This window comes from Cupriavidus lacunae, assembly GCF_003353055.1.
GTDB lineage: Bacteria > Pseudomonadota > Gammaproteobacteria > Burkholderiales > Burkholderiaceae > Cupriavidus > Cupriavidus lacunae.
Window position 1 is genome coordinate 101,706 of record NZ_QKWJ01000001.1, and the last position, 21,034, is coordinate 122,739.

Genomic DNA, 21,034 nt, shown 5'->3' on the forward strand with positions numbered 1-21,034 from the left:
TCGACAAATCATCAATTCTTCGCATTTTATGCGAAAGATGCGCCGGTCGACGGCCCATTCAGCAAGCCTCTTGCCGCCGATTTTGACTATGATTCCCGACATCGAGGCAGACAGAAACGGCGCTCCGAGAAGGCGCCGCCCACCCTATGACCGCCCCCAATCATGACCCGCGCCGGCTGTGGGACATCAGCCCGCCGCTGTCCCCCGCCACCCCGGTCTGGCCCGGCGACACGCCATTCCAGCAAGCGCCTGCATGGCAGATGGACGAGCACTGCCCGGTGAACGTGGGCCGCATCACCCTGTCGCCGCACACCGGCGCGCACGCCGACGCGCCGCTGCACTACGCTGCCGACGGCGCGCCGATCGGCGCCGTGCCGCTTACGCCGTATCTCGGCACCTGCCGGGTGATCCACTGCATCGGCGCATCGCCGCTGGTGGAGCCGCGCCATGTCGAGCACGCGCTGGCCGGCCTGCCGCCGCGCGTGTTGCTGCGCACCTACCGCCAGGCGCCGCTGGCGCAGTGGGACCCGGACTTCTGCGCCGTCGCGCCCGAAACCATCGCGCTGCTGGCCGCGCACGGCGTGCAGCTGGTCGGCATCGACACGCCGTCGCTCGATCCGCAGGAATCCAAGACCATGGATGCGCACAACGCCGTGCGCATCCACGGGCTGGCCATCCTGGAAGGCATCGTGCTGGACCAGGTCGATGCCGGCGACTACGAACTGATCGCGCTGCCGCTGCGCTTTGCCGGGCTGGATGCCAGCCCGGTGCGCGCCGTGCTGCGCAGCCTCGACTGAACCCCTCCCCAACCACAACTGCCCAACCCACGACATGACGACATTTGACCGCGAGCACTGTATCCGGCTCGACCAGCAAGACCCGCTGCGCCCGCTGCGCGACCAGTTCGCGCTGCCCGAAGGCGTGATCTACCTGGACGGCAACTCGCTGGGCGCCCGCCCGCGCGCCGCCGCCGCGCGCGCCGCCCAGGTGGTGGCCGAGGAATGGGGCGACGGCCTGATCCGCAGCTGGAATACCGCCGGCTGGTTCGAGCTGCCGCAGCGACTGGGCAACAAGCTGGCCCCTCTGGTGGGCGCCGGGCAGGATGAAGTGGTGGTCACCGATACCACCTCGATCAACCTGTTCAAGGTGCTGGCCGCTGCACTGCGCGTGCAGCAATCGCGCGACCCGGCGCGCAAGGTGATCGTGTCCGAGGCCAGCAACTTCCCCACCGACCTGTACATCGCGCAGGGTCTGGCCGACCTGCTGCAGCAGGGCTATTCGCTGCGTCTGGTGAACTCGCCGGCCGAGATCGACGCCGCCGTCGGCGCCGACACCGCCGTGCTGATGCTGACCCACGTCAACTACAAGACCGGCGAGATGCTGGACATGGCCGCACTCACCGAGCTCGCCCACGCCCGCGGCGCGCTCACGGTGTGGGACCTGTGCCACTCCGCCGGCGCCGTGCTGGTCAACCTGAAGGCGGCCGGCGCGGATTACGCCATCGGCTGCACCTACAAGTACCTGAACGGCGGCCCGGGCTCGCCCGCCTTTGTCTGGGTCGCGCCCGCGCTGCGTGATGCCTTCTGGCAGCCGCTGTCGGGCTGGTGGGGCCATGCGGCGCCGTTCGCCATGGACCCGCAGTACCGCCCGGTCGACGGCGTACGCCGCTTCCTGTGCGGCACCCAGCCGATCACCTCGCTGGCGATGGTCGAATGCGGCCTGGACATCTTCGCCCAGACCACTATGCAGGTGCTGCGCGCCAAGTCATTGCTGCTGACCGACTTGTTCATCGAACTGGTGGAGGCGCGCTGCGGCCACCACCCGCTGACGCTGGTCACCCCGCGCGAGCACGCACGCCGTGGCAGCCAGGTCAGCCTGGAGCACCCGGAAGGCTATGCGCTGGTGCAGGCCCTGATCGAGCGCGGCGTGATCGGCGACTACCGCGAGCCGCGCATCGCCCGTTTCGGCTTCACGCCGCTGTACACCAGCTTCGCCGAGGTATGGGATGCTGTGGAAATCCTGCGCGATGTGCTGGATAGCGGCGCCTACCGCGAGCCGCGCTTCCAGACACGCGGCCAGGTGACCTGATCGGGAGCGCATCATGAGTGAATTCAAGGGATGCCCCTTCTCCGGCGCTGCCCCGGCAGCCCAGACCGCGCCGCAAGGCGAAGGCTGGCATGGCGCGCAGATGGATTTCGCCAAGGACATGAGCTATGGCGACTACCTCGGCCTGGACCAGATCCTGAGCGCGCAGCATCCGCTGTCGCCGGACCACAATGAAATGCTGTTTATCGTGCAGCACCAGACCACCGAGCTGTGGATGAAGCTGATGCTGCACGAGCTGCGCGCCGCGCGCGAGTCGGTCAAGACCGACAGCCTGCCGCCCGCGTTCAAGATGCTGACGCGCGTGTCGCGCATCATGGACCAGCTGGTGCAGGCGTGGAACGTGCTGGCCACCATGACCCCGCCGGAATATTCGGCGATGCGGCCCTACCTGGGCATGTCCTCAGGCTTCCAGTCGTACCAGTACCGCGAGATCGAGTTCATCCTCGGCAACAAGAATGCGGCCATGCTCAAGCCGCATGCGCACCGGCCGGAACACCTGGCGCTGGTGGAAACCGCGCTGAACACGCCGTCGCTCTATGACGAGGCGATCCGGCTGATGGCGCGGCGTGGCTTTGCCATCGATGCGGATTGCGTCGAGCGCGACTGGACCCAGCCTACCGCCTACAACGCGTCAGTCGAGGCCGCCTGGCTGGAGGTCTATCGCAACCCGGGCGCGCACTGGGAGCTGTATGAACTGGGCGAGAAGTTTGTCGACCTGGAAGATGCGTTCCGGCAATGGCGCTTCCGGCATGTGACCACGGTCGAGCGGGTGATCGGCTTCAAGCGTGGGACTGGCGGCACGGAAGGTGTCAGCTATCTGCGCAGGATGCTGGATGTGGTGTTGTTTCCGGAGTTGTGGAAGTTGCGGACGGATCTTTGAAGGTTGGTGTTTTTGATCCGTTTTCGCTCTTGGCGGGCGTGGGCTGTTTCGCCGGCTACGCCGGCGAAACAGCCCACGCCCGCCAAGCCCCCATGACACAAGACACCACCCCGAAAAGCCTTCACCCCCCCGGCTCCGACAGCCTGGCCGCCAGCGCCCCCAACGCCGGCGCCAGCGTCTGGTGGAACACCGTCTCATCCACCGCCCCATACGAAGCACTGCAACTGAGCATGTGCAACTCCTTCTCCCCCACCGGCCGGAACGCCACCGCACAGGCGTGGATAGCCGGATGCCAATCCCGGAACGACGCCGCATAGCCGCGCTGCTGCGCCTCCGCCAGGGCCGCGCGGGTGGCAGCCTCCTGCTGCTTCCACTGCTCCGGGAACGCCTGGCTGAATTCAGCCATCACGCGCTCGCGCCGCGGCGCAGGCAATGCGGCCAGGTAAGCCCGCCCCATCGAACTCGACACCAGCGACAGCCGCGACCCCACCCCCAGCCCCAGCATCACGCCGGCGTCGTTGCGGATCGATTCCAGGTAGATCACTTCCATGCGCTCGCGCTTGCCCAGTGATACCGAGACCCCATACGACTGCGCGAACGCCAGCATATGCGGGCGCGCCAGCGACACCACGTCGGACGCCGACAGATAGGCATAGCCCAGCGCCAGCACCCCGGCGTCCAGCGCATACTTGCCCAGGCTCTCGTCATAGCGCAGGTAGCCCAGCTGCACCAGCGTGCCCGCCAGCCGGCTCACTGTGGCCTTGGGGAATCCGGTGCGGCGCACGAAGTCCTGGTTGCCGAGCATCGCCTCGCCGGTGCGGAAGCAGCGCAGCAGCTCCAATCCGCGCGCCAGCGCGGTGACGAAGTTGGGATCGCTCTCGCGCGCCGGGGCCGGTGGCGCGGCATCGGGAGAAAGTGACGGGTTGGTGGACTGACTGGTCAAGGGCGGCTCCTCACAGGTCGGCGGACGTCCGCTCATCGCACAAAGGCACGGAAGTCGGGGGTTTTGCCTGTTGCATGGCAAACCCATTGCGATATACTAATTCAACGGAACACAGTTCCGCAATGCGGAACTTCACGGATCTCAAGAGAATCCTCCGCACGATCACCGAACCCGTCATGATTGCCGGATACACGGCGCGGCCAGCGGCATTTGGCCGACCCGCCCGCCGCTTCCGCCGCGCTACCGAAGGAGACCTGCATGGCTGCCAACGCCGAATTCCACTGGGCCGACCCCCTGTTGCTGGACCAGCAACTGACCGCCGACGAACGCATGGTGCGCGACGCCGCAGCGGCGTACTGTCAGGACAAGCTGATGCCGCGCGTGCTGCAGTCGTTCCGCAACGAGAAAACCGACGTGGAGATCTTCCGCGAGATGGGCGAACTGGGCCTGCTCGGCCCCACCATCCCGGAACAGTACGGCGGCCCGGGCCTGAACTACGTCAGCTACGGCCTGATCGCGCGTGAAGTGGAGCGTGTCGATTCCGGCTACCGCTCGATGATGAGCGTGCAGTCCTCGCTGGTCATGGTGCCGATCTTTGAATTCGGCAGCGAAGCGCAAAAGCAGAAGTACCTGCCCAAGCTCGTCACCGGCGAGTGGATCGGCTGCTTCGGCCTGACCGAACCGAACCACGGCTCCGACCCGGGCTCGATGGTCACCCGCGCCAAGAAGGTCGACGGCGGCTATGAGCTGAGCGGCGCCAAGATGTGGATCACCAACTCGCCGATCGCCGACGTGTTCGTGGTCTGGGCCAAGCTGCAGGGCGACGACGGCAAGGAAGCGATCCGCGGCTTTATCCTGGAAAAGGGCTGGAAGGGCCTGTCGGCACCGGCCATCCATGGCAAGGTCGGCCTGCGCACCTCGATCACCGGCGAAATCGTGCTGGACCAGGTGTTCGTGCCGGAAGAGAACATCATGCCGGGCGTAAGCGGCCTGAAGGGCCCGTTCACCTGCCTGAACTCGGCCCGCTACGGCATCGCCTGGGGCGCGCTGGGCGCCGCCGAGTTCTGCTGGCATACCGCCCGCCAGTACACGCTGGACCGCAAGCAGTTCGGCCGCCCGCTGGCCGCCACCCAGCTGGTGCAGAAGAAGCTGGCCGACATGCAGACCGAGATCACGCTGGGCCTGCAAGGCTGCCTGCGCCTGGGCCGCATGAAGGACGAAGGCACCGCCGCTGTGGAAATCACCTCGATCATGAAGCGCAATTCGTGCGGCAAGTCGCTCGACATCGCCCGCGTGGCGCGCGACATGTTGGGCGGCAACGGCATCTCGGACGAGTTCGGCGTGATCCGCCATGTGGTGAACCTGGAGGTGGTCAACACCTATGAAGGCACCCACGATATCCATGCGCTGATCCTGGGCCGCGCCCAGACCGGCCTGCAGGCTTTCTTCTGACCAAGTGAGGCTGCCCCAGGGCGAAGCGAAGCGGTTCTGGCTTGGCGCGCGGCCGCAGACAGTACAAATGGTACGGCAAGGCCGCGCAACGACGCCAGAATCGTCCTGGGGCAGCCTCATAAAAAGGCCCGGCTGGAAAGCCGGGCCAAGCACACTACCAAGGAGACGACGAGGCTGCCCCCGTCGATAAAACACCTGTCTTGCACGCCGGCCCCGCCTTCACGCGGGGCCGCGTTCATTTGTTGGGTTGGGGCGTCAGGCGCAAGTACGGCCGCACCGCCTGGTAGCCTTTCGGGAATTTCTCGCGGATCACCGCTTCGTCCTTCAGCGAAGGCACGATCACCACATCGTCGCCGTCCTGCCAGTTGCCCGGCGTGGCCACGCTGTGGTTGTCGGTCAGCTGCAGCGAGTCGATCACGCGCAGGATTTCGTTGAAATTGCGCCCGGTGCTGGCCGGATAGGTGATGATCAGGCGCACCTTCTTCTTCGGATCGATGATGAACAGCGAGCGCACCGTCAGGGTCTCGTTCGCATTCGGGTGAATCATGTCGTAGAGCTGCGACACCTTGCGGTCGCCATCGGCCAGGATCGGGAAATTGACCCGGGTCGACTGGGTCTCGTTGATATCCTGAATCCAGCCGCGGTGCGAGTCCACGTTGTCCACCGACAAGGCAATCGCCTTGACGCCGCGCCGCGCGAATTCATCCTTCAGCTTTGCCGTCAGGCCCAGTTCGGTGGTGCACACCGGGGTGTAGTCCGCCGGGTGCGAGAACAGCACGCCCCAGCTGTCGCCAAGCCACGCATGGAAGCTGATGCGGCCTTCGCTCGAATCCTGCTCGAAGTCCGGGGCGATGTCGCCAAGACGCAATGCCATGTTCTGTTCTCCTGATTTCGGGGTGAAACCAGAGTAACCGGATTGATATCCAACCCAAACGAATATAAAGTCACTACAAAATCACTCGAAGTCATAAAGACATTTTCTAACATTCATCACGCCTGCTTTCCGGCATGCTGGCGATACCAGGCACCGAAGTGGCCCGCGCAGTGGCGTGCAGCCTTGAAACCACGGCCGCCCGCCACATATGCTAAGTATCAGTCCGACAAATGCCGTTAGCCTCGGAGCGTAGAAAATGTCAGAATCCGCACAAACCGAACCAACCGCCCGCAAACAGGAGAAACTGATGAGCGATGTCAAGACCGTTCTGTCCGACGCCGAGGAACTGCTGAAGCAAGCCGCCTCGACCACCGGGGAAAAGGCCGCCGAACTGCGCGAGCGTGGCATGGGCCTGCTCAAGCAAGCCAAGGAAAAGGCCCAGGACCTGCAAGATGCCGTCGTGACCAAGAGCAAGGCCGCCGCGCGCGCCACCGATGACTACGTGCACGACCACCCGTGGCGCGCCGTGGGCGTGGCGGCCGGCGTGGGCCTGCTGATCGGTCTGCTGCTGAACCGCAAGTAAGCAGATCCAACCGGGCGCGGCACGCTGGTGCCGCGCCAAAGCGGCAACCCGGTCATCGGGTTGCCAGTGGCCGGGGCGCCCGCATGTCGATGACACATGCAGGGCGCCCCGGCCCCGCCTGCTGGAAAGGCGCGCACGGCCACGCCGGCGCGCCGCTCTTTCACGCCGGAGCCGCATGAGCGAATCCCCCCCTTCCCCCAAGTTCCTTGATTCCGTGCGCAACCTGGCCGGCTCGCTGGTGGCAATGATCCAGACCCGCCTCGAACTCGCCAGCGTGGAGCTTGCCGAGGAACGCACGCGCCTGATGAAGGTCGCGCTGCTGGCCTGCTTCGGCCTGGTGTTCTTTGGCATCGGGCTGGTCACCCTGACCGGGCTGATCACCATCCTGTTCTGGGATACCTACCGCTGGCAGGCGCTGGGCGCACTGACGGTCCTTTACCTGGTGCTGTGCGCGATTTGCCTGGCGTATGCACGCAACCTGGTGCGCAACGCCCCGCCGATGCTGGAGGCCACGCTCGCCGAAATCGACAAAGACCGGGAGATCCTGCGCCGATGAGCACCCTGGAACCCGACGACAGCACGACCGCACGCACCCGCCGCGCCCCCCCGCGGCGGGCCCGGTTTACACAAGAGGTGCGCCTGCCGCTGGCAGTGCGCAAGGAACTGCTGCTGACCCGCGCCGCACTGGAACGCCACGACTGCCTGCAGGCCCTGCACGCCGTGCGCAGCAACACGCAGCGCCTGAGCACCCTCAGCAGCTGGCTGCCGCGCATTGCCCGTCCGGGCTCGTGGATGAAGGTGGTCGGCATGACCAAGGATTACCCGCTGCTGAGCACCGCGGTGACGCTGGCGCTGCCGCTGCTCAAGCGCACGCCGGTGCTGCGCTGGACCTGGAAGCTGTCCAAGGTTGGCATGGTGGCTGGCGCCGCCTACTGGGCCTACAACACCTGGCGCGATGCCAGGGGGCAGGCCGTGCCACCCGCGACCGCGCCGGCAGCCACTCCACCCGCCAGCGATACCGGCTTCCACGATCCGCTGGTGCCCTGATTCCGCTTCGCTGACCCCGCGCCCGGCAGTTCAGCCCACCAGCGCCAGCGCTGGCCGCTCCCCGGCCTCGGGGCCGGCCGGTGCGAACGGCACCGGCGGCGCAATGTGGTAGCCCTGCGCCAGGTCCACGCCCAGCTCGCGCAGCCGCTCCAGCATCGCCTCGCTCTCGACGAATTCCGCAATGGTCTTCTTGCCCATGGCGTGGCCGATGCGCTGGATCACCTCCACCATCACCAGGTTGACCGGATCGGCCAGCATATCGCGCACGAAGCTGCCGTCGATCTTCAGGTAGGCCGCGGGCAGGTGCTTCAAATAGGTGAACGACGACATGCCCGCGCCAAAGTCGTCCAGCGCAAACTGGCAGCCCAGCTGCTGCAGCTGCACGATGAACGCGCCGGCCTGGGCCAGGTTTGAGATCGCCGCGGTTTCCGTGATTTCGAAGCAGATGCCGTCCAGCGCAATACCGAAGCGCTGCGCCTGCTCGCGCACGAAATCGGGAAACTGGATGTCCGCCAGCGACGAGCCTGACAGGTTGATCGCGCAGGTGGCGATCTCCGCCTGCCGTCCCGCCAGCGTGCCAAACGCGGTCTCGACCACCCAGCGGTCGATCATCGGCATCAGGTTGTAGCGCTCGCAGGCCGGCACGAAGGCCATCGGCGGCACCAGCCGGCCGCGTTCGTCGACCATGCGCAGCAGCAGTTCCACGTGGCGGCCGGTCTCCGGCAGCGCGCCAGATTGCACCGGCACGATCTCCTGCGCGAACAGGCAGAAGCGGCCGGCCGCCAGCGCCGCATGCACGCGGCTGACCCACTCCATCTCGCCATGGCGCGCCTGCACCACGCTGTCCATGGGATGGTAGACCTGCACGCGGTTGCGCCCGCCCTCCTTGGCCACGTAGCAGGCCGCGTCGGCCGCGCTCAGCGCCTCGGCCACGCTGCCGGTCTGCCGGTCCAGCGTGACCAGGCCGATGCTGGCACCCACCGCGAAGGTGCGCTGGCGATGCGCAAAGCGGAAGCTCGCGATGGCACGGCGCAGCCCTTCGGCCACGCTCTCGCCATCGGCGGTGCCGCAATGCTCCAGCAGCACGCCGAACTCGTCGCCGCCGAGGCGCGCCAGCGTATCGCCGCGCCGCAGCTGGCTGCGCATCACCTCGGCCATCTGCCGGATCAGCTCGTCGCCGGCGGCATGGCCGCAGGTATCGTTGACCACCTTGAACTGGTCCAGGTCCAGGTACATAAGCGTATGGGTGGCGCCTTGCGCGCGTCCCCGCGTGATCGCCGCGCCCAGCCTGCGCTCGAACTCGGCGCGGTTGACCAGCCCGGTCAGCGCGTCGTGGCTGGCCTCGTACGCCAGCCGCGCGGCATGCGCCCGCTCCTGGCTGATGTCGTGCAGCACCACCACCACGCCGATGGCCTGCGCGGCGCGGTCGCGGATCAACGCCACCGAAGGCTTGACCGCCAGCGCCTGGCCGGGCTGCCCGGACCCGACGCGCTGCACCAGCTGCGCCGACCGGCTGCGCCAGCGCTGGCGCAGCGCCAGCGTCACGATATCGGGCAGCGGCGCCAGGCTTTCCTCGTCGCGCAGCACGCAGACTTCGCCCAGAGGGCGGCCCTGGGCTTCGGCTTCGCGCCAGCCGGTGAGGGCCTCGGCCGCGGGATTGAGCGAATGCACGCGCCCCCACACATCGGCCGTGACCACGGCGTCGCCGATGGCCTGCAGCGTGACCTGGGCGCGTTCCTTCTCGGCGAAGAGCTGGGTCTCGTAGCGCTTGTGGTCGGAGATATCGGTCAGCGAGCCCGCCATGCGCGCGCGCCGGCGCCCTGCCCCGCGCACCAGCCGGCCGCGGGCACGCACCCACAGGTAGCCGCCGGCCCGGTTGCGCAGGCGGAATTCGGCATCGTAGGGCTCGCCGCTGCGCAGGTGCTGCGCCAGCTTCTCTTCGAAGGCGGACAGCTCGGACGGATGCAACAGCCCCAGCACGGTCTCGCGCGCATGCGGCAGTTCGTCGTCCCGATAGCCCAGCATCTGCGCGCAGCGCGGCGAAAAGTACAGCTCGCCGCGGCCGAGGTGCCAGTCCCAGAGCCCGTCGTTGCTGCCTTCCACCGCCAGTTGCAACTGCTCTTCACGCTGCGCCAGCGCCTCGCGCAGCCGGCGCTCGCGCCGCAGCGGCGCCACCGACAGCAGGATCGCCGACATCAGCAGCGCGGCCGCCATCACCGCGCTGCCGTTGGTGAGCAAGCGGGTCACGCGGCGCGAGGCCTGGCCCAGATGGCCTGAAAAGGCCCGCTCCAGCGGCGTCAGCCTGGCATCGATCTGCGCGATGTTGCGCAACACCGGCGCCACGCACTCGGTACTGCAACCGGGCTGGGCTATCAGGCGGCGCAGCGCCAGTGCCTGTTCGTGCAGGGCAGAGATCTCGATGTCGCCTGTCGCCCAGACGCGGATCGCGGCATCGACCTCCTGGATCTTGCGGAAATTGCGGTACAGCCGCACCATCCCCGGAATGTCGTCGGGATGGTTGCCGCCGGCGAGGAATCCTTCTCGCACGCGCTCCAGGTCGGGCTCGTCGCGGTCGAGTTCCAGGCGCGCGCGATGGTCGCCCAGCGGGATGGCGATCGACCCCAGGTACGCCTCGAAATCTGCCGGATCGCGGTCCTCGCCGTAGCGCAGCAGGTGCAGCACGGCGTTTTTCTGGCCCTTGGACCACTGGCTCTCACCCGCGACAAATGCGCGCGCGGCCGACAACAGGTCCAGGCTGGCGATGCTGAACAACGCCAGCGCAACGACAACCGGTACGAACGGCCAGATGATGCGCAGCACGTGCCCGCTGGCCGGCAAGGAAACGCCTGCTCGCCGCATAGGGTCTTGTTGGGGGGCCGTGTCTCGCGGCCGTTCCCATATACCGCGGTCCACACGCCACGGTCGACCCATTGTGCTGCGCAGGCAGGTCTAAGTCTCTAACTCGAACAAGTTAAAGCACCCCCCACTACCGGGGCATGCCAGAACGCAAAAAGGGCCTGTGACTTGCGCCACAGGCCCTTCGCAATACTGGTGGGTCGTGCGTGACTCGAACACGCGACCAACGGATTAAAAGTCCGCTGCTCTACCGACTGAGCTAACGACCCGAAAAAACAGAACCGCGATTATAGTGACGCGATTCTCGATGTGTCAAGCCTTCGGCGCGGCTACACGCCTCAGACCATGCGCTCCAGACGCCATATCTGGTAGCGGAACGCCAGCACCGCCCCCGCCAGGATACCGGCAAGCGCGATAAACGAGCCAATCGCCAGCGTCGACACGCCCGACAGGCCTTGCCCCACGGTGCAGCCCAGCGCGGTCACCCCGCCTGCACCCATCAGGATGCCGCCGACCATGTGGTTGGCCACGTCCTCGGCATTGCCGAAGCCTTCCCAGCGGAATGTGCGCGTGGCCAGGGCATAGACCGCCGCGCCGGCGATCACGCCGAACACGCTGACGATGCCGACCGTCAGCACCTTGCTCTTGTCGCTGAACATCATCAGCCAGTCGAGTGTATAGGCATAGGGCGAGACAAAGCTCAGGCTTTCCATGCGGCCGCTGTTGGTCGAGACGAACAGTTCTTCGAGCGTGTTGGGGTCTTCGGAGACATAGCCGAGGTGGCCGGACACGTACCACATCGCCACGATGATCAGGCCCACGCCGATGCCGCCAAGCAGGTTGTCGAACGAGCGGAAGCCCCGGCCCGCCAGCGCCCACAGCACCAGCACACCGCCCAGCACCAGGCCCAGGCCCAGCTGCAGCGCGCCGCGCGCGAGTCCCGTGCCCTGCGCCAGCACGGAGGGCAAGTCCTGCGTGGTGGGCAGCGTCAGCGCCACCGCGTCGACGGTATTCACGCGCACTACGCCGAACACCCCGCGCAGCGTCATGTAGGCCGACAGGCCCAGGAAGACAAAGACGACCAGCGACTTCAGGTTGCCGGCGCCGATGCGCACCAGCGTCTTGCTGCCGCAGCCCGACGCCAGCACCATGCCGAAACCGAACATCAGCCCCCCGGCCAGCGCAGACAGCCAGCCGAGCTTGCTGGCGGTGTAGATGGTCTTGGTGGGGTCGATCGCGCCGGTCCAGGCCAGCGCGCCGGTGCCGATCATGGCCACGCCGATTGCCAGCACCCACATGCGCATGCGGCTCCAGTCGCCCATGTTGACGATGTCCGAGACCGCCCCCATGGTGCAGAAGTGCGTGCGCTGCAGCACGGCACCAAAGAGGAAGGTCAGGACGAACGTGCTCAGCAGCACGGTGCGCGAGAGCGCGGCGAGGTCGATATCAGGCATGTCGGGGGCGTGGACGGCGGCTGGTGCTCAGGCGGCAGACTGGTAGCGGGTCGGGTCGGGCACGCCGGCGGCCTCGAAGCCAGCGCGGCGGATGCGGCACGAATCGCACACGCCGCAGGCGCGGCCGTCGTCGTCGGCCTGGTAGCACGACACCGTCAGGCTGTAGTCCACGCCCAGCGCAATGCCGGCACGGATGATCTCGCCCTTGGTCATGTCGATGATGGGCGCATGCACGCGGAAGCGGTCGCCCTCGACCCCGGCCTTGGTGGCCAGGTTGGCCAGCGTTTCATAGGCCGCGACGTATTCCGGGCGGCAGTCCGGATAGCCGGAGTAGTCGACCGCGTTGGCGCCGAAGAACAGGTCGCGCCCGCCGACGGCCTCGGCCCAGCCGAGCGCCAGCGACAGCATGATGGTGTTGCGCGCCGGCACGTAGGTCACCGGGATGCCGCCGGAAGCGCCGTCGGTCGGCACCTCCAGGGTGTCGTCGGTCAGCGCCGAGCCGCCGAAGCGGCGCAGGTCCAGGTCGACAATCTCGTGGCGCGTGGCGCCCAGCGCGGCCGCCACGCGCTTGGCGGCTTCCAGCTCGGAGGAGTGGCGCTGGCCGTAGCGCATCGACAGCGCATAGGTCTCGAAGCCCTGGGCGTGGGCCATGGCGAGGACGGTGGCGGAGTCGAGTCCGCCGGACAGCAGGACGATGGCGCGTTTGGTCATGATGGGGAGCGCCGGGTTGGCGCGCAAAACATTCAGGCGAATCGCGTATTTTAACGCGGCCCAAGAAAAAGGCCCGCCAAAGCGGGCCTTGCAGACCGAGGACCGGGCGAGCCGGCCGCTTCCGGCGTTACTTCAACGTCTTCAGCCGGTTGCTGGCCGCCTGCGCACCTTCAGTGCCCGGATACTTGGCCACCACCTGTTCCAGCGTCTTGCGCGCGGCCGCCTTCTGGCCGGACTCGAGCTGATTGTTGGCGACCGCGATCATTGCGTCCGGCACCTTGGGGTGCGTCGGGTTGGCGTTGATCATGTTCTGCAGCACCGCGGTGGAGCCCTTGTAGTCGCGCTGCGCGTACAGCGAGTTGCCGAGCCAGTACTGTGCCAGCGGCACGTACGGGCTCTGCGGATACTTCTTCACGAACGCCGAGAAGGCACTCCCGGCGCTCTTGAAGTCGCCCGCCTGGAACTGCTTGAGCGCGGCATCGTATTCGGGCTTCTCGCCCGGCTGCGACAGGCCTTCGCGGCCTTCGACCGTGACCTGCTGCGGCTCGAATTTCTTCAGGCGCGCATCGAGGTCGGCGTAGTAGTCCTTTTGCTGCTTCTGCAGCGTGTCCACCGTGTTCTGCAGCACTTCGTTCTGGCCGCGCAGCCGCGCCACTTCCTGGCGCAGGCCCTCGAGCTGGTTCTGCATGTCGAGCGTGGTGCGGCTGTTCTGCTCGATGCGCTGCGTCGCGGTCGCCTGGAAACCATTGAACTGGTCGCGCAGGTTGATAACGGCCTTGCGGGCCTCGTCATCGTCGAACACTCCGGCATGCGCGTGCGACAGCGGCAGCATGCCGCCGCCGGCGACGGCGGCGAGCCACAACAGGGTGGAAACGCGTGCTTTCATGAAGGGCTGTCCACAGATCAGTAGTTGATGTCCGCGCGGCGGTTTTCGGCCCACGCGGCTTCATCATGGCCGGCGGCCTTGGGCTTTTCCTTGCCCAGGCTCACGGCTTCCATCTGGGTGTCGGGCACACCCATCGAGGCCAGCGAGCGGCGCACGGCTTCGGCGCGCTTCTGGCCCAGCGCCAGGTTGTACTCGCTGGTGCCGCGTTCGTCGGTGTTGCCCTGGATCAGGATCTTGCGGCCCTGGTTGCCCGACAGGTACTTGGCGTGCGCGCCCAGCATGCCCTGGTAGTCGGACTTGACCGAGTAGCTGTCGAAGTCGAAGTACACGCTGCGCTTGGCCAGCGGGCTGTTCGGGTCGTTCAGCGGATCGGCAGCGGTCACCGGGGTGACGGCGCGCGCATCGGCACCCGTGCCGCCAGCGCCGGCGCCGGCATTGGCGGTGTCGTCCAGCTTGACGCCGGAGCTGCAGGCGCCAAGGGCCAGCAGTGCGGCAATGGCAAGGGTTTTGGGCATCAGTTGGGGCATGGTGAATGACTCCTGTTATTGCATGAAAGGACCCCAGGACGGCTCGCGAACATCGCCGGACTGGAGGGACAGAACCTGCCGGGTACGCCCGTCAGTGGACACCGCCGCCAGCACCGCGCGACCTCCCACGCGGGTGGCATAAAGGATGTACTTGCCGTTGGCGGCGAAGCTCGGCGCTTCGTCGTTGGCCGTATCGGTCAGCGACGTCACGTCGCCGTTGCTCAGGTCCTGCAGCTGCAACTTGAAGCCGCCCGCGCGCGAGATGTACGCCAGGTACTTGCCATCCGGCGAAATGCGCGGGCTCACGTTGTAGCTGCCCTTGAAGGTGACACGTTGCGCGCCTCCGCCTTCCTCGCCGGAAGCCGGCATGCGGTAGATCTGCGGCGCACCGCCGCGGTCGCTGGTGAAGTAGATGCTCTTGCCGTCGGGCGAGTACTGCGGCTCGGTGTCGATGGCGCTGCTGCGGGAGAGGCGGCGGATGCCGGAGCCGTCCGCATTGACCTGATAGACCTGGGTATTGCCGTCGCGCGACAGCGCCAGCGCCAGGTACCGGCCATCGGGCGACCACGACGGCGCGCTGTTGTTGCCCTTCTGGTTCGACACCAGCGTGCGCTTGCCGCTGGCCAGGTCATGCACGTACACCACCGGCTTCCTGGACTCGAACGAGACATAGGCCACGCGCGCGCCGTCCGGCGACCACGACGGCGAGATGATCGGCTCGTTGCTGGTCAGCGCCACCTGCGCGTTCTGGCCGTCGGAGTCGGAGATCAGCAGCTGGTAGCGGCCGCCCACCTTCGACACGTAGGACAGGCGCGTGGCAAACACGCCGCGCTCGCCCAGCAGTTTTTCATAGATGTAGTCGGCGATCTTGTGCGCGGTCACGCGCAGCTGGGACTGGTTGACGGTAAAGGCCAGGCCGCCCAGGCTCTGGCCCTTGACGGTGTCGTACAGGCGGAAGCGCACTTCGTACTTGCCGCCGGCGGCCGGGGTCACGCTGCCGGCGACGAAAGCATCGGCGCCGCGCGATTTCCAACTGCCCAGGTCGACATTGGCGGATTCCGCCACGGTGGCGCCGCCCGGGTCGACATTGCGAAGACGCCCGCTGCGTGCCAGGTCGGAGCGGATGATCGCGGTCAGGTTCTGCGGGGCCTGGGCCTCGCCCTGGAAGTTGGCGGTGGCCACCGGGATCTGGCTGGAGCCGACCCCGGAGATCTCAACGTTGAGTTGCGCGTGCGCGGCGCCGGCCGCCATCGTCATTGCCGCGGCCAGCCAGGCCATCAGCGCGCGGCGGCCAGCCAGTGGGGCCGGCCCGGTGGCGCGTTGAGATGCGGGTTGGTTTGCGTTGTGCCGCCTCGCGGACAGCCAGTTGGGGGCCCAAAGCTTTCGCATGCTGCTCCTCAGTCGATTTCAAGTTTCGTCGGGCACGACAGGCAATCGGCAACACGGGCAAACATGGCATTGCAGCGCGTGGCGCATGCCCCGTCCGCGTGCGACCCGCACACTGTCGGCTGCGTCAGGCAACCTGTCATGCTAGCGCTGGGACCAAGACCCGGCGATGAAGGTTGCATTATGTTGCAAATCATGCCGCGCAGGTCACTCAGTCCTTCGGCCGGAAGGTAATGGTGAAGCTGGCCGGCGCCTTGCCGTTCTCATCGCGCGGCAGCGGGTCGGATCGCTCGACCGCGCGCAGTACGGCATTGTCCCAACCCGAGTCGCCGCTGGACTTGGACATCCGCGCCGACAGCAGCGAACCATCCGGCGCCAGCTGCACCGACACCACCGCCGACGGGTTGCCCGGCACGTCCTCGGTAAAGACGATGTTCGGCTTGACGCGGCGGCGCACGCGGTCCGCATAGCCCGGCGACGCCTTGCCACCGCCGCCGGCGCCCGCGCCGGCCGTATTGCCCACGCCGCCACCGCCCGCGCCGGAGCCGCCGGCCAGCGCCTGCAGGCGCGCCAGCTCGCTCTTGCGCTGGGCATTGGCCGCGGCCTCGTGCTTGGCCCTGGCATCGGCATCCGCCTTGGCTTTGGCCCTGGCCTCGGCGTCAGCCTTGGCCTTGGCATCGGCCTTGGCCTTCGCGTCCGCCTGGGCCCTGGCCTTGGCGTCCGCTTCCTTGCGTTCGGCTTCCTTGCGTTCCACTTCCTTGCGCTCGGCCAGTTCCTTGCGCTGCTGTTCCTGCTGCTGCGCGGCCTTTTTCTTCGCGTCGTCCTTGCGCTGGACTTCCTTGCGCTCGGCTTCGCGCTGCTCCGCTTCCTTGCGCTCGGCTTCCTTGCGGGCAGCCTCCTTGCGCTCCGCCTCCTTGCGCTCCGCCTCCTTGCGCTCCGCCTCCTTGCGCTCCGCCTCCTTGCGCTCCGCCTCCTTGTGCTCGGCTTCCTTGCGAGCAGCCGCCTGCTTGTGCTCGGCCTCTTCGCGCGCGGCCGCCTCGGCCCGGCGCTTCTGGCGCTCCAGCGCGATGTCGGCGTCTTCCTCGACCTTGCTCTTCACCTCGGGCGCCGGCGGGGCCGGGCGCGGCTGCACCACCGGCTCCGGCCGCGCTATCGGCGGCGGGGGCGCGGTGGCGGCCGGGATCTCTTCCCACAACTCGGCTTCCGCGCCGACCGGGGTGCTGCTCTGCCAGTGCACGCCGTAATACAGCACGATGACCAGCATCAGGTGCATGAAGAGCGCGAGCAGGAAGGAACGCAGGGTTCCCCGCTCCTTGACCGGCTGATAGGGATGGGCGGCGGCGGTCGTCATCAGGCGCAACGGCAATCAGATAGGCGCTTCAATGCGTCAGGAGGTCTTGGACTTGACCATCAGGCCAACGCGCTTGACGCCGTCGGCTTTCAGGATCGACATCACGTCCAGCACCGCCTCGTACTTGACCGAGCGGTCGGCGGCAATCACCACCGGCTGGTCAGGGTTCTCGTTCTGGCGCTGGTGCACGAAGTCGAGCAGGCCCTGCTTGTCGAGCTTGCGCTCGAAGGCATTGCCGGCGTTGTCCTTGCCGCGCGCGGTCAGCTGGCCGCTTTCATGCACGGTGACCACGATCGGCGGTGCCTTCTGCTGCGGCGTGGCATTGGCCACGGTGGGCAGGTCGACCGTGGCGGGGCTCACGATCGGTGCGGCCACCATGAAGATGACCAGCAGCACGAGCATGACGTCGATATACGGCACGACGTTGATCTCGGCGCTGGCCCGGCGGCGCGAGCCGCCACGGCGCTGAATGGCTGCCATTGCAGGACTCCTGGAAACGCCGGCCCGGGCTTGCGCCCGGACCGTTGGTATTGGATACGGTTAGCGGGTCTGCCGCTGCAGGATGTTCAGGAACTCTTCCATGAAGCTCTCGAACCGGATCGCCAGGCGGTCGATTTCCGTGGCATAGCGGTTATAGGCGATCACCGCCGGGATGGCCGCGAACAGGCCGATCGCAGTGGCCACCAGGGCCTCGGCAATACCGGGCGCCACCGATGCAAGCGTCGCCTGCTGCACATTCGACAGACCGCGGAACGCGTTCATGATCCCCCACACCGTGCCGAACAGGCCGATATACGGGCTCACCGAACCGACCGACGCCAGGAACGGCAGGTGTGATTCGAGCACGTCCATCTCGCGCTGGTAGGCCGCGCGCATGGCGCGCCGTGCCGCGTCCAGCAGCGCGCCGGCCTCGTTGCCGCGCTCGCGCGCCTTCAGGAACTCGCCCATGCCGGATTCGAAGATCCGTTCCAGCGCACCGGTGTTGTGACGGTTGTTGACGGCACTGTTATATAGCGCCTGCAGGTCGCCGCCGGCCCAGAAGTCGCGCTCGAACCCTTCGGTCTGGCTGCGCGCGGCACGCACCGCCAGGTGCTTGCGGAAGATATAGGTCCACGAAAACAGCGACATGACGAGCAGCAGCGCCATGACGGCCTGCGCCAGCAGGCTGGCGTGGAGCACCAGCGTTACGATCGACAGGTCTTGCGTGACGGTCACGGGATTCATCGTGCTGACTTGATGGTGGCTAGAACGGGGTCGGGGATCGGGGCGGGACGGAAAGTGCTTCTGTCGACGCATCCGACGCGGATCGCGCCGGTGGCAAGCATCAGTTCGCCACGCCAGGCTTCCTGGGTGAACTGCACCGAAGCCGGGCCGACCCGGTCGATGCGCGTGCGGATCTCAAGCTGGTCATCCAGCCGGGCGGGCGCATTGTAGTCCACCACCGTGCTGCGGACGATAAACACCACGCCTGCCTGGTCGGCGAGCGCCTGCTGTTCGATGCCGAGCGAGCGCAGCCACTCGGTGCGGGCGCGCTCGAAGAACTTGAGGTAATTGGCGTAGAACACCACGCCGCCCGCGTCGGTGTCTTCCCAGTACACCCGCAGGGTCCAGACAAAGTTTGTCATGGCCGCGATTGTAACGGAGAGCGATAGCGGTTTCGTGTAAACCCGCAGGACGACTTTGCAACAGCAAGTTGCTGGCCAGCCCCGCGCCAGCCCTTGCCAGGGCTTGGCTGGCGGGCCGACGGCTTGCGGCGGGCGCCCGCCTCGCGCTACACTGCGCCCAACCATTCCATCTTGCGCGACTGGCGAAGTCAGTGGGCACTACCACGAGGAAGCGCAAGTTCTCTGGCGTGACGTTCATTACGCGTTCGCGTAAGGTTCAGCACGCCTGGGCGTGAAGTTCTTTGCGCCTGCCGCTCGCCTGGGCAGCGAATGGGAAGCAGGGTGCGCCCTGCACCGACGGTTACAACATGCCGCCGGTGCTGGTCGCCGCTAGCCTTCCCCGCGCGCCCTACCCCCGATGCGTGAATCGGATTCCCTATTTTTCAGACGAGTTTCGCCATGTTCGAACGCAGCCGTTTTACGATCGACCAGATCGACCCCGAGGTCTTTGCCGCCATCCAGCAGGAAAACCAGCGTCAGGAAGACCACATCGAGCTGATCGCCTCCGAGAACTACACTTCGCCGGCCGTGATGGCCGCCCAGGGTTCGCAGCTGACCAACAAGTACGCCGAGGGCTATCCCGGCAAGCGCTACTACGGCGGTTGCGAGTACGTCGACATCGTCGAGCAGCTGGCCATTGACCGCGTCAAGCAGCTGTTCGGCGCCGAAGCCGCCAACGTGCAGCCCAACTCGGGCTCGCAGGCCAACCAGGGCGTGTACTTCGCCGTGCTCAAGCCGGGCGACACCATCATGGGCATGAGCCTGGCCGAAGGCGGCCACCTGACCCACGGCATGGCCCTGAACATGAGCGGCAAGTGGTTCAACGTGGTCAGCTACGGCCTGAACGCCCAGGAAGACATCGACTACGACGCGCTCGAAAAGCTGGCCCAAGAGAAGAAGCCCAAGCTGATCATCGCCGGCGCCTCGGCCTTCGCGCTGCGCATCGACTTCGAGCGCATCGGCCGCGTGGCCAAGTCAATCGGCGCCTACTTCATGGTCGACATGGCCCACTACGCCGGCCTGATCGCCGCGGGGGTGTACCCGAACCCGGTGCCGCACGCCGACTTCGTCACCACCACCACGCACAAGAGCCTGCGCGGCCCGCGCGGCGGCGTGATCCTGATGAAGGCCGAGCATGAGAAGGCCATCAACTCGGCCATCTTCCCCGGCATCCAGGGCGGCCCGCTGATGCACGTGATCGCCGGCAAGGCCGTCGCGTTCAAGGAAGCGCTGACGCCCGAGTTCAAGGCCTACCAGCAGCAAGTGGTGAAGAACGCCGCCGTGCTGGCCGAGACCCTGATCGCGCGCGGCCTGCGCATTGTCTCGGGCCGCACCGAGAGCCACGTGATGCTGGTCGACCTGCGCGCCAAGAACATCACCGGCAAGGAAGCCGAGCGCATCCTGGGCGAGGCGCATATCACCGTCAACAAGAACGCCATCCCCAACGATCCGGAAAAGCCGTTCGTGACCTCGGGCATCCGCCTGGGCTCGCCGGCCATGACCACGCGCGGCTTCAAGGAAGAAGAAGCCCGCATCGTCGGCAACCTGATCGCCGATGTGCTGGACAACCCGCACGACGCCGCCAACATCGCCAGCGTGCGCGAGCAGGCGGCTGCCCTGACCAAGCGCTTCCCGGTCTACGGCTGATGCATCGAGGCCGCCCATGCATGTTCGCATGAGCGGCCGGCAGCTCCGCAAGCCGGCGCCCCAGGGCACCTGGCTTGCGGGCCTCGCCAACCCGCCCCGCCACCGCAGAACGACAACACGGACAAGGCGACGGGGTTCAACTGAAGGTGGTCCGGCATGAAGTGCCCCTTTTGCGGTCATTCCAATACCCAGGTACTCGACACCCGCATGTCGGAAGACGGCGATGCCGTGCGCCGGCGCCGCCGCTGCGAAGCCTGCGACCGCCGCTTCACCACCTATGAGCGGATCGAGCTGTTCTTCCCCGCCATCGTCAAGAAAAACGGCTCGCGCGTGGACTACACCCGCGCCAAGCTGAAGGATTCCATGCGCCTGGCGCTGCGCAAGCGCCCGGTCTCGGCCGAAGCCATCGACGAAGCCATCACCCGTATCGAAGAGAAACTGCTGGCCCTGGGCGAGAAGGAAATCCCCAGCAGCCAGGTCGGCGAACTGGTGATGCGTGAATTGCGCAAGCTCGACAAGATCGCGTATATCCGCTTTGCTTCGGTGTATCGGAGCTTTGAGGATGTGTCGGAATTCCGCGACGTGCTCGACGAGTTTGCCGCATCCGCCCCGCGCAAGGCGTAGCGAAACAAGATTCCGCAAATCCTTCACGCTTAGGCACATTCCC

At 66.7% G+C, this 21,034-nt stretch carries 21 protein-coding genes, 1 tRNA gene and 1 riboswitch; of the genes, 9 read left to right on the plus strand and 13 right to left on the minus strand.

Annotated features, from left to right (window positions below):
- The first annotated feature begins 146 nt into the window (after positions 1-146).
- The 3 genes from kynB to kynA are packed head-to-tail and all read left to right on the plus strand — an operon-like array spanning position 147 to position 2,986.
- Entirely contained in the window at positions 147-797 is a 651-nt protein-coding gene (gene kynB, locus DN412_RS00455; RefSeq protein ID WP_115012719.1) for an arylformamidase, read from the plus strand.
- Between the two features lie 34 nt (positions 798-831).
- Complete coding sequence (kynU, locus tag DN412_RS00460; RefSeq protein WP_115012720.1) at positions 832-2,088, plus strand: kynureninase; 1,257 nt, start codon at positions 832-834, stop codon at positions 2,086-2,088.
- 13 nt (positions 2,089-2,101) lie between these two features.
- Positions 2,102-2,986 (plus strand): tryptophan 2,3-dioxygenase, encoded by an 885-nt coding sequence (gene kynA, locus DN412_RS00465; protein WP_115012721.1) that lies wholly within the window; start codon positions 2,102-2,104, stop codon positions 2,984-2,986.
- Positions 2,987-3,107: 121 nt separating this feature from the next.
- Here the strand turns inward: kynA and DN412_RS00470 are convergent, their stop codons facing one another.
- Positions 3,108-3,929, minus strand: a complete 822-nt coding sequence (locus DN412_RS00470; protein ID WP_115012722.1) for an IclR family transcriptional regulator — start codon at positions 3,927-3,929, stop codon at positions 3,108-3,110.
- A 258-nt stretch (positions 3,930-4,187) separates the two neighbouring features.
- On the opposite strand from DN412_RS00470, the gene DN412_RS00475 reads away from it, so the two are divergent.
- Positions 4,188-5,381, plus strand: a complete 1,194-nt coding sequence (locus DN412_RS00475) for an acyl-CoA dehydrogenase (RefSeq protein WP_078197446.1) — start codon at positions 4,188-4,190, stop codon at positions 5,379-5,381.
- A 235-nt stretch (positions 5,382-5,616) separates the two neighbouring features.
- Here DN412_RS00475 and DN412_RS00480 read toward each other — a convergent pair whose 3' ends face one another.
- On the minus strand, positions 5,617-6,255 hold the full coding sequence (locus DN412_RS00480) for a peroxiredoxin (RefSeq protein ID WP_115012723.1): 639 nt from the start codon (positions 6,253-6,255) through the stop codon (positions 5,617-5,619).
- Between the two features lie 256 nt (positions 6,256-6,511).
- On the opposite strand from DN412_RS00480, the gene DN412_RS00485 reads away from it, so the two are divergent.
- From DN412_RS00485 to DN412_RS00495, 3 genes are all read left to right on the plus strand, one after another.
- Complete coding sequence (locus tag DN412_RS00485) at positions 6,512-6,838, plus strand: ElaB/YgaM/YqjD family protein (RefSeq protein WP_010813729.1); 327 nt, start codon at positions 6,512-6,514, stop codon at positions 6,836-6,838.
- A 175-nt stretch (positions 6,839-7,013) separates the two neighbouring features.
- Entirely contained in the window at positions 7,014-7,394 is a 381-nt protein-coding gene (locus tag DN412_RS00490) for a phage holin family protein (protein WP_078197449.1), read from the plus strand.
- Positions 7,391-7,885: a DUF3318 domain-containing protein gene (locus tag DN412_RS00495; protein WP_115012724.1), complete on the plus strand. Its 495-nt coding sequence runs from the start codon at positions 7,391-7,393 to the stop codon at positions 7,883-7,885. Before DN412_RS00490 ends, DN412_RS00495 begins: the two co-directional genes overlap by 4 nt.
- A gap of 30 nt (positions 7,886-7,915) precedes the next feature.
- On the opposite strand, the gene DN412_RS00500 is transcribed toward DN412_RS00495, so the two are convergent.
- The 11 genes from DN412_RS00500 to ybgC all read right to left on the minus strand — a co-directional run bounded on the left by DN412_RS00500 (position 7,916) and on the right by ybgC (position 18,681).
- Positions 7,916-10,816 carry an EAL domain-containing protein gene (locus DN412_RS00500; protein WP_115012725.1) on the minus strand — a complete coding sequence of 967 codons (2,901 nt, stop codon included), beginning with the start codon at positions 10,814-10,816 and terminating at the stop codon, positions 7,916-7,918.
- A gap of 118 nt (positions 10,817-10,934) precedes the next feature.
- A tRNA-Lys gene (locus tag DN412_RS00505) sits at positions 10,935-11,010 on the minus strand.
- Positions 11,011-11,079: 69 nt separating this feature from the next.
- Positions 11,080-12,195 (minus strand): YeeE/YedE family protein, encoded by a 1,116-nt coding sequence (locus DN412_RS00510; protein ID WP_115012726.1) that lies wholly within the window; start codon positions 12,193-12,195, stop codon positions 11,080-11,082.
- Positions 12,196-12,222: 27 nt separating this feature from the next.
- A complete protein-coding gene (gene queC / locus DN412_RS00515; protein ID WP_115012964.1) occupies positions 12,223-12,906 on the minus strand; it encodes a 7-cyano-7-deazaguanine synthase QueC in 684 nt (227 codons plus the stop codon).
- Between the two features lie 127 nt (positions 12,907-13,033).
- Entirely contained in the window at positions 13,034-13,792 is a 759-nt protein-coding gene (gene ybgF, locus DN412_RS00520) for a tol-pal system protein YbgF (RefSeq protein WP_078197455.1), read from the minus strand.
- Between the two features lie 17 nt (positions 13,793-13,809).
- Positions 13,810-14,319 carry a peptidoglycan-associated lipoprotein Pal gene (pal, locus tag DN412_RS00525; RefSeq protein WP_115012727.1) on the minus strand — a complete coding sequence of 170 codons (510 nt, stop codon included), beginning with the start codon at positions 14,317-14,319 and terminating at the stop codon, positions 13,810-13,812.
- Between the two features lie 15 nt (positions 14,320-14,334).
- Positions 14,335-15,708: a Tol-Pal system beta propeller repeat protein TolB gene (tolB, locus tag DN412_RS00530; protein ID WP_115012728.1), complete on the minus strand. Its 1,374-nt coding sequence runs from the start codon at positions 15,706-15,708 to the stop codon at positions 14,335-14,337.
- A 208-nt stretch (positions 15,709-15,916) separates the two neighbouring features.
- Positions 15,917-17,056, minus strand: a complete 1,140-nt coding sequence (gene tolA / locus DN412_RS00535; RefSeq protein ID WP_115012729.1) for a cell envelope integrity protein TolA — start codon at positions 17,054-17,056, stop codon at positions 15,917-15,919.
- A 36-nt stretch (positions 17,057-17,092) separates the two neighbouring features.
- The gene (tolR, locus tag DN412_RS00540) at positions 17,093-17,536 is read right to left on the minus strand and encodes a protein TolR (RefSeq protein ID WP_115012730.1); all 444 of its coding nucleotides are present in this window, start codon (positions 17,534-17,536) and stop codon (positions 17,093-17,095) included.
- Between the two features lie 60 nt (positions 17,537-17,596).
- Positions 17,597-18,280: a protein TolQ gene (gene tolQ / locus DN412_RS00545; RefSeq protein ID WP_208647542.1), complete on the minus strand. Its 684-nt coding sequence runs from the start codon at positions 18,278-18,280 to the stop codon at positions 17,597-17,599.
- Complete coding sequence (gene ybgC / locus DN412_RS00550) at positions 18,277-18,681, minus strand: tol-pal system-associated acyl-CoA thioesterase (protein WP_115012731.1); 405 nt, start codon at positions 18,679-18,681, stop codon at positions 18,277-18,279. Before ybgC ends, tolQ begins: the two co-directional genes overlap by 4 nt.
- A 165-nt stretch (positions 18,682-18,846) precedes the next feature.
- A riboswitch (ZMP/ZTP riboswitch) is annotated at positions 18,847-18,992 on the plus strand.
- Positions 18,993-19,119: 127 nt separating this feature from the next.
- On the opposite strand from ybgC, the gene glyA reads away from it, so the two are divergent.
- A complete protein-coding gene (glyA, locus tag DN412_RS00555; RefSeq protein ID WP_078197475.1) occupies positions 19,120-20,367 on the plus strand; it encodes a serine hydroxymethyltransferase in 1,248 nt (415 codons plus the stop codon).
- A 156-nt stretch (positions 20,368-20,523) separates the two neighbouring features.
- Complete coding sequence (nrdR, locus tag DN412_RS00560) at positions 20,524-20,991, plus strand: transcriptional regulator NrdR (RefSeq protein WP_078197477.1); 468 nt, start codon at positions 20,524-20,526, stop codon at positions 20,989-20,991.
- The last annotated feature ends 43 nt before the right edge of the window (positions 20,992-21,034 follow it).